General features: G+C 70.9%; 6 protein-coding genes. 1 reads left to right on the forward strand and 5 read right to left on the reverse strand.

Going from position 1 to position 8,639, the window contains the following annotated elements:
* The first annotated feature begins 10 nt into the window (after positions 1–10).
* Entirely contained in the window at positions 11–973 is a 963-nt protein-coding gene (locus A3IG_RS0114735; RefSeq protein WP_018384341.1) for a zinc-binding dehydrogenase, read from the forward strand.
* Position 974: 1 nt separating this feature from the next.
* Here the strand turns inward: A3IG_RS0114735 and A3IG_RS0114740 are convergent, their stop codons facing one another.
* From A3IG_RS0114740 to A3IG_RS29800, 5 genes are all read right to left on the reverse strand, one after another.
* Positions 975–2,009: a PadR family transcriptional regulator gene (locus A3IG_RS0114740; protein WP_018384342.1), complete on the reverse strand. Its 1,035-nt coding sequence runs from the start codon at positions 2,007–2,009 to the stop codon at positions 975–977.
* Positions 2,009–2,866: a DUF4097 family beta strand repeat-containing protein gene (locus A3IG_RS0114745; RefSeq protein WP_018384343.1), complete on the reverse strand. Its 858-nt coding sequence runs from the start codon at positions 2,864–2,866 to the stop codon at positions 2,009–2,011. Before A3IG_RS0114745 ends, A3IG_RS0114740 begins: the two co-directional genes overlap by 1 nt.
* Before the next feature lie 182 nt (positions 2,867–3,048).
* Entirely contained in the window at positions 3,049–3,219 is a 171-nt protein-coding gene (locus A3IG_RS29795) for a DUF6104 family protein (protein WP_086019947.1), read from the reverse strand.
* A gap of 200 nt (positions 3,220–3,419) precedes the next feature.
* The gene (locus A3IG_RS0114755) at positions 3,420–7,229 is read right to left on the reverse strand and encodes a multifunctional oxoglutarate decarboxylase/oxoglutarate dehydrogenase thiamine pyrophosphate-binding subunit/dihydrolipoyllysine-residue succinyltransferase subunit (RefSeq protein WP_018384345.1); all 3,810 of its coding nucleotides are present in this window, start codon (positions 7,227–7,229) and stop codon (positions 3,420–3,422) included.
* Between the two features lie 221 nt (positions 7,230–7,450).
* Entirely contained in the window at positions 7,451–8,500 is a 1,050-nt protein-coding gene (locus A3IG_RS29800) for a HAMP domain-containing sensor histidine kinase (protein ID WP_040911494.1), read from the reverse strand.
* Positions 8,501–8,639: the final 139 nt, after the last annotated feature.

Here is an 8,639-nt window from a genome sequence, read left to right on the forward strand (position 1 = left end):
GCTGCGGACCATGTTTGCTGCCTACGCCGCACGCCTGGACCGGGACCAACCGCTGAACGGCCTGGAACTCGGAGAGCGCCCCGACCCCACGCCCCGGCCCGGCTGGAGCACGGTCACCCTGCGCGCCTCCTCACTCAACCACCACGACCTGTGGTCGCTGCGCGGCGTCGGCCTCGGCGAGGACGAACTGCCGATGATCCTCGGCTGTGACGGCGCCGGGGTGGACGAGGACGGCAACGAGGTGGTGCTGCACTCCGTCATCGGCGAGACCGGCCACGGGGTCGGCCCCACCGAACGCCGCTCGATGCTGAGCGAGCACTACCCGGGAACCTTCGCCGAACGGGTGTCCGTCCCCACCTGGAACCTGCTGCCCAAGCCCCCCGAGCTCTCCTTCGAGGAGGCGGCCTGCCTGCCCACGGCCTGGCTCACCGCCTACCGGATGCTGTTCACCAAGGCGGACGTCCGCCCGGGTGACTCGGTGCTGGTGCAGGGGGCCGGGGGCGGGGTCGCCACCGCCGCCATCGTCCTGGGCCGGGCCGCGGGCCTGCGGATGCTGGCCACCAGCCGGGACCCGGACAAGCGCGAGCGCGCGGTGGAGCTCGGTGCCGAGGAGGCGTTCGCCCCCGGTGCCCGGCTGCCCCGTCGGGTGGACGCGGTGATCGAGACGGTCGGCGCGGCCACCTGGTCGCACTCGGTGAAGTCGCTGCGCCCCGGCGGGACCCTGGTGATCTCCGGCGCCACCAGCGGCTTCACCCCGCCGTCCGGCGAGCTCAACCGGATCTTCTTCCTCGAGCTGCGGGTCGTCGGCTCGACCATGGGCACCAAGGAGGAGCTGGCCGGCCTGCTGTCCCTGTGCGCCGCCACCGGCACCCGGCCGGTCATCGACTCCGTGCTTCCCCTGGACCAGGCGCCGCAGGGGATGCGGCGGATGGCGGAGGGGGACGTGTTCGGGAAGATCGTCTTCAGGGTCTAGGTCAGCGCCCGTCGAGCAGCAGGGAGATCGTCGCCGCCACTTCCGACAGGTGCCGGCGGACCTCCCCGAGCTGCTCGGCGGTGAGGCCGCGGTCCCGGGCGGCGTCCCTGACGTCGTCACGGAAGTGATCGAGCAGACGTTCGAGATCCCGGCGTGGGTCGGTCGAGGCGGTGTCATCGACCCCGGCCCACTCCGGGACCGCCCAGTCAGGGACCGCCCGCTCCGGGGCCGCCGCGCCGGCCGGGGGAGCCGCCCCGGCGTCGGACGGGCGAGCCGCGGCCGCCCCCGCCAGGGCGGCCAGCTCCCGGGTCAGCTCGCTGACGCCGTCGAGCACCCCGCTGGGCCAGTCCCCCCGGCCCAGGTGCTCCTGCACCTGCTCCTGGAAGCGCTGCCGCAGCCGCAGCAGCTCCGCCCGGGCGTGCGCCTGGGCCCGCTGCGCCTGGTCCCGGGCGGCAGCGGCCTCCTGCCGGGCCCGCTTGCTCTCCTGCTCGGCCCGCCGGCTCTCCTCCTTGGCCATCCGGGCCTGCTGCTTCATCTCCCGCTTGGCCCGCTGCCACTCCTGCTTGGCCGCCCGCCACGCGTCGCGGTCGCCCCACGGCCCCGCCCAGTGGGCGCCGCCCCGTTCCTCAGCACCCCGGTGGTCCTCGACGTGGGCCCGGGCCGCGGCGGCGCGCACCTCCTCCCTGAGCTCCTGCGCCGAGCTGCGCACGTCCTCGCGTATCTCCACGGCGAGCCCACGGACGGACTCGTGGATCTCCCGCTCCAGCTCGGCGAGCTCCTCACGGCGGCGGTCCAGCTCGTCCCGGCCCGCCTCGGTGAGCGAGTACACCTTGCGCCCGCCCTCGGTGGTGTGCGAGACCAGCCCCTCCTGCTCCAGCTTGGCCAACCGCGGGTAGACCGTGCCCGCGGAGGGCGCGTACATCCCGTGGAAGCGCTCCTCCAGCAGCCGGATGACCTCGTACCCGTGCCTGGGGGCCTGGTCCAGCAGGCCGAGCAGGTAAAGCCGGAGCCTGCCGTGACCGAAGACAGGGGCCATCACAGCGCCTTCCCCGTGCTCCCCACCGGTTCGTCGTCCAGCGGTGGCCTGCGCAGCAGGGCCACCGAGCCGGAGACGGTGGTGACCCGCAGCGTGCCACGGCCGGCGCCGAGGGTGCCGGTCAGCCGCTTGCCGCCCCACCGGCCGTCCACCCGCAGTTCGTCGAAGGCGCTGGACACGGTGCCGCTGGTGGTGTTGGCGTCCACCCGGGCGTCGCCGGGCGCCGGAAGCCGGATGGCGACCTCACCGGAGACGGTGTTCAGCCGGACGTCCGTGCTCCGGCAACCGGCCGCGGTGAACGGGGCCAGGTCCAGCACCATCCCGCCGCTGACCGAGTCCGCCCTGACCCGACCGCCGGTGCCCTCCACCAACGTCAGCTCGCCGGAGACCGTGGTCACCCGCAGGTCGCCGGAGACGGACTGGGCCTCCACGTTGCCCGAGACCGTGTTGGTGTTGACCGGGCCGGTGACGCCGACCAGCGTGGTGTCCCCACTGACCCCGCGCACACTGGTGCGCCCGCCGATCCCGGAGACCACCGCGCTGGCGCTGACCACCCCGACCTCCACGCTGGTGCCCACCGGCACGGTGAGGGAGACCACCGCGTGCCGGCGCCGGTGAACCCGGTGCAGCCAGCCCAGCTCACCTCTCCACGGGATGTCGGGGTAGCTGACGACGAGGCTGGCCCCGCGGTGGCTGACGTGCAACGGTGGCCCGACGACCTCGGCCACCTCGAGCCTGGCCGGGCGGTCGTTGGTCCCGACGACGTTGACGGCGCCGGCGACGATCCGCACCTTGAGGCGGTCCACGGGCCCCTCGAGGCGCAGCTCACGCGGATGGGAGATCGTCCAGTCCGACATCCGGCCCCCTCCTTGATCGGACGTGATCCAACAACGCAATATATCGCGTATTTCCGGTCTGGGCGCCTGGCCGAGGCTGTCAGCACCACTTCCACCAGCGAGGACAACCCGGGAACCTAGATCGGTGCGTCCCTAAAAACGATATATCGCGTGCCGAGGTTGTCAAGTCGGGGTAACGGGCCCTACTCGTCGTCCAGTCGGGCCAGCCAGGTCGCCAGGCGCTCCACCGGAACCTCGAACTCGGGGTTCAGGTCAACGAACTCACGCAGCCGCTCCGCGAGCCACTCGAAGGTCACCTCCTCCTCCCCACGACGCTGCTCCAACTCCTCGATGCCACGGTCAGTGAAGTACACGAAGCCACTCCGGGTGATGACGGGGAACAACCACAACAGGACGGACCAGCCGACGGGGAACGACCCACCGGCGCGCCGCCAGCGCGACACAACGTCACCCGGCCCCGTCGGGTGAGCCGCCCGGAGGTGGCTCACCCGACAGGGCCGGGTGGGTCGGCCGGCCGCGGGTGCTGTCCCGCGGCCGGCGGTCGAACCGCGGACTAGATCTCGAACACCTCGTTGACCAACTGCTGCTGCTCCGCCTGGTGCCGCTTGGTGGAGCCGACCGCAGGGGACGACGAGGAGGGGCGGGACACCCGGCGCAGCCGGTCGGCGTTGTCCGGCGCCGCACCCAGGACCAGGTCCAGGTGGTCGATCAGGTTGAGCGCGATGAACGGCCAGGCACCCTGGTTCGCCGGCTCCTCCTGCGCCCACACGTACTTCTGCGCCTTGGTGTACTTGGCCAGCTCGGTCTGGATCTCCACGCCGGGCAGCGGGTACAGCCGCTCGATGCGGACCAGAGCCGTGTCGGTGGCACCGCGCTCCTGACGCGCCGCCTCCAGGTCGTAGTAGACCTTGCCGGAGCAGAACACCACCTTGCGCACCGCCTCGGGCTCCACCCAGGAGTCACCGATGACCGGCCGGAACTGCCCGCTGGTGAACTCCTCGGTCTTCGAGGTGGCCGCCTTCAGCCGCAGCAGCAGCTTCGGGGTGAACACCACAAGCGGCTTGTGGTGCGGGTTGTGCACCTGCCAGCGCAGCAGGTGGAAGTAGTTCGACGGCAGCGTCGGCATGGCCACCGTCATGTTGTTCTGCGCGCACATCTGGAGGAAGCGCTCGATCCGGGCCGAGGAGTGGTCGGGGCCCTGGCCCTCGTAGCCGTGCGGCAGCAGCAGGGTGACGCCCGAGGTCTGGCCCCACTTCTGCTCGGCCGAGGTGATGAACTCGTCCACCACGGTCTGGGCTCCGTTGACGAAGTCGCCGAACTGCGCCTCCCACATCACCAGCGCGTCCGGGCGGGCCAGCGAGTACCCGTACTCGAAGCCCATCGCCGCGTACTCGCTGAGCAGCGAGTCGTAGACGTTGAACCTGGCCTGGTCCTCGGAGAGGTACTGCAACGGGGTGTAGTCCTCGCCGGTGACCCGGTCCACCAGCACCGCGTGCCGCTGGCCGAAGGTGCCGCGCCGGGAGTCCTGCCCGGCCAGCCGGACCGGGGTGCCCTCCATCAACAGCGAGCCGATGGCCAGCGCCTCACCCATGGCCCAGTCGATGGTGCCCTCCTCGACCATGGCCGCGCGCCGCTGGAGCTGCGGCAGCAACCGCGGGTGCGCGTTGACCCGGTCCGGGAGGGACACCTGGGACTCGGCGATCCGCTTGACCACCTCGGGGGAGATCGCGGTCTCCACCGCCACGGGGAACTCCGGCTGCGGCTGCGGCGCCTCGGAAGGGGCCGGCGCCGACGCCGCCTCGCGGACCTCCGTGAAGACCTTCTCGAGCTGGTCCTGGAAGTCCCTGAGCGCCTGCTCCGCCTCCTCCAGGGTGATGTCCCCACGACCGATCAACGACTCGGTGTACAGCTTCCGCACCGAGCGCTTCTTGTCGATCAGGTTGTACATCAGCGGCTGGGTGAACTGCGGGTTGTCGATCTCGTTGTGCCCGCGCCTGCGGTAGCAGATGAGGTCGATGACCACGTCCTTGTTGAACGCCTGGCGGAACTCGAAGGCCAGCCGGGCGGTGCGCACCACGGCCTCCGGGTCGTCGCCGTTCACGTGGAAGATCGGCGCCTCGATCATCCGCGCCACGTCCGTGGCGTACATCGAGGACCGCGACGAGGCCGGGGCGGCGGTGAAGCCGACCTGGTTGTTGATCACCACGTGGACGGAGCCGCCGGTGCGGTACCCGCGGAGCTGGGACATGTTCAACGTCTCCGCGACCACGCCCTGGCCGGCGAACGCCGCGTCGCCGTGGAGCAGCACCGGCACCACCGTGAAGTCGGTGCCCGCCTTGTTGATGATGTCCTGCTTCGCCCGGGCCACACCCTCGAGCACCGGGTCCACGGCCTCCAGGTGCGACGGGTTGGCCGTCAGCGAGACCTTGATCTGCTCACCGTCCAGCCCGGTGAAGGTGCCCTCCGCGCCCAGGTGGTACTTCACGTCGCCCGAGCCGTGCATCGACTTCGGGTCGAGGTTGCCCTCGAACTCGCGGAAGATCTGCGCGTAGGACTTGCCGACGATGTTCGCCAGCACGTTGAGCCGACCGCGGTGGGCCATGCCGATGACGACCTCGTCGAGCCGGGCCTCGGCCGCCGCGTCAAGCACCGCGTCCAGCAGCGGGATCACCGACTCCCCGCCCTCGAGGGAGAACCGCTTCTGACCCACGTACTTGGTCTGGAGGAACGTCTCGAACGCCTCGGCGGCGTTGAGCCGGCGCAGAATCCGGAGCTGCTCCTCGCGCTCCGGCTTGTCGTGCGAACGCTCCACCCGGTCCTGGATCCACCGGCGCTCCCCGGGGTCCTGGATGTGCATGAACTCGATGCCGACGGTGCGGCAGTACGAGTCCCGCAGCACCCCGAGGACGTCCCGGAGCTTCATCATCGTACGGCCGGCGAAACCGCCCACCGCGAACTCGCGCTCCAGGTCCCACAGGGTGAGCCCGTGCTCGATGATGTCCAGGTCGGGGTGCTTGCGCTGGCGGTACTCCAGCGGGTCGGTGTCGGCCATGACGTGGCCGCGGACCCGGTAGGAGTGGATCAACTCGAAGACCCGGGCGGCCTTGTTGACGTCGTCGTCATGGGTGGCGTCGATGTCCCGCAGCCAGCGGACCGGCTCGTACGGGATGCGCAACGCCTGGAAGATGTCGTCGTAGAAGCCGTCCTCGCCCAGCAGCAGCCGGTTCATCTGCCGCAGGAACTCGCCGGACTGCGCACCCTGGATGACCCGGTGGTCATAGGTGCTCGTCAGCGTCATCACCTTGGAGATGCCCAGGCGGTTCAGGGTGTCCTGGGACGTGCCCTGGAACTCCGCCGGGTACTCCATGGCGCCCACGGCGATGATCGTCCCCTGCCCGGGCATCAACCGCGGCACCGAGTGGACGGTGCCGATGCCTCCCGGGTTGGTCAGCGAGGCCGTCACCCCGGCGAAGTCGTCCACCGTGAGCTTGTTGGCGCGGGCCCGGCGGACGATGTCCTCGTACGCCTGCCAGAAGGCGAAGAAGTCCAGCGTCTCCGCCTTCTTGATCGCCGGCACCACGAGCTGCCGCTCGCCGTTGGGCTTCTGGATGTCGATGGCCAGACCCAGGTTGACGTGCGCCGGCCTGACCAGGTACGGCTTGCCGTCCCGCTCGGCGAAGGCCACGTTCATCGCTGGCATCGTCTTCAGCGCCCGAGCCATGGCGTAGCCGATCACATGGGTGAACGACACCTTTCCGCCACGGGCCCGCTTCAGGTGGTTGTTGATCACGATGCGGTTGTCGATCAACAGCTTCACCGGGATGGCGCGCACGCTGGTCGCCGTCGGCAGTTCCAGGCTGGCCGACATGTTGGTGGCGACCCGCGCGGCGGGCCCGCGCAGCGCCACGTACTCGGGGCCGCCCGGCTGCTCGCCCGCCGGCTTCTGCGCGGCGGGCTTCGCCGGAGCCGGCTTCGCCGGAGCCGGCTTCGCCGCGGCCGGCGGCGTGGGCGCGACCGGCGCGGGTGCGGCAGTCTCGGCAGCGGGCTTCGGGGCGGGCGCGGCCTGGACCTCCGGCCGGGCCGCCGCAGCGGCCGGCCCCGCGGGCGCGGTCGGGGGCTGCGGCGCAGGGCGCGCGGGCGCGCCAGGCTGCTCCGGGGCCACGGCCGAGCTGGTGTCCGCACCGGGCTTGTAGTCGGCGAAGAAGTCCCACCAGGCCCGGTCTACCGAGTTCGGGTCCTGGAGGTACTGCTGGTAGATCTCGTCGACGAGCCACTCGTTCGGACCGAAATCGCCGGCCGGGTCCTTGCCCGATCCGTCTTGTTCGGTGGAGACGCTCGAAGTGTTGGGGGACTGTGGCGACACGGCGGCAACCGCCCTCTTCCGCTTCCTTAGATGGTGGACAGCGGGAAACAAGGCTACGCCTTCTACATGGGTTGATGCAGGTTCGGGGGTTCGGTCGTCACGCAAGTCACACCCAAAAGGTGGTTTCGGAGCTGACGCTGTCGGGAAATGGACATCTTTTCCGGGTGCGGACCCCCGCGCCGGCCCCGTCCCCAGGGCCCCGCGGAGCCGGCGCGGGCAGGTCAGGGACAGGACGGGGAGACCGGGGCGGGCACCTGGTGACCCGACCCGGGCAGCGACACCTGGATGCGGCAGCCACGGTCGGATTCCGCCACCCGGATGCGCCCCCCGTGCAGGTCCACCGCCCACCGGGCGATGGCCAGCCCGAGACCGGTACCACCGTCGCTGCCCGGCCCCTGCGGCGAGGCGATCCCCCGGTTGAAGCGGTTGAACACGCTGAGCCGGTCCGACTCCGGGATTCCCGGCCCCTCGTCGATCACCTCGAGCAGCAGCGCGCCCGGCTCGGCCCCACCCCGGGCGGTGACCACGACGCGGCCGTTCGGCGGGCTGTGCTTGACCGCGTTGTCGATCAGGTTCGCCGCCACCTGGTGCAGGCGCTCGGTGTCCGCGTAGGCGACCAGCTCCGGCGGTGAGACATCGATGTGCAAGTGGACGTCGGTGCGCCCGCGCGAGCCCACCGCGTCCACGCTGGCCGCCCGCAGCACCCCGGCCAGGAAGGGCCGCACCTCGAAGTCACGGGCATCCAGCGGGACCACCCCGTTGTCCAGACGCGACAGGTCCAGCAGGTGGTCCACCAGCCGCCCCAGGCGCTCGGTCTGCGCCAGCGCCGTGCGCATCGTCTCCGGGTCCGCCGCGGACACCCCGTCCACCACGTTCTCCAGCACCGCCCGCAGCGCCGATATGGGCGTCCGCAGCTCGTGCGAGACGTTGGCCACCAGCTCCTTGCGGTGCTGGTCCACCGCGGACAGGTCCGCGGCCATCCGGTTGAACGTCACCGCCAGCTCACCCAGCTCGTCCCGGCGCCCCGTGCCGACCCGGCGGCTGTAGTCCCCGTGCGCCATGGCCCGCGCCGCCGCCGTCATCTCCCGCAGCGGTGACGTGAGGCTGTGCGCGATGAGCTGCGTGAGCAGCAACGACGCGATGATCGAGAAGATGGTGATCAGCCGCACCTGGGTGTCGGTCCTGATGGCGACGATCACCAGCCCGGTGGTGATCAACACCGAGACGATCACCAGGGTGGCCAGCTTGCTCTTGATTGAAAATGGCTGAATAGAGCTGCTGTTCTTTTTGTGTTCGCTCGCCGCCGGCCGCTTTGGGGTGCCCCTGCCTACGTTCCTCGACGCTGCGCTCCCTCGTGCCTCGGTCGCTTGGTCTCGTCTCTTCGGCAGGGGCGCGGCCTTTGGCTCGCTC

It is taken from the genome of Wenjunlia vitaminophila DSM 41686 (assembly GCF_000380165.1).
In the GTDB taxonomy this organism is placed as follows: Bacteria; Actinomycetota; Actinomycetes; order Streptomycetales; family Streptomycetaceae; genus Wenjunlia; species Wenjunlia vitaminophila.

Bases quoted from the DNA above. Each gene is read 5' to 3' on its own strand.
- A3IG_RS0114735 (WP_018384341.1), top strand. From the start codon at position 11: ATGTTTGCTGCCTACGCCGCACGCCTGGACCGGGACCAACCGCTGAAC.
- A3IG_RS0114740 (WP_018384342.1), bottom strand. From the start codon at position 2,009: ATGGCCCCTGTCTTCGGTCACGGCAGGCTCCGGCTTTACCTGCTCGGC.
- A3IG_RS0114745 (WP_018384343.1), bottom strand. From the start codon at position 2,866: ATGTCGGACTGGACGATCTCCCATCCGCGTGAGCTGCGCCTCGAGGGG.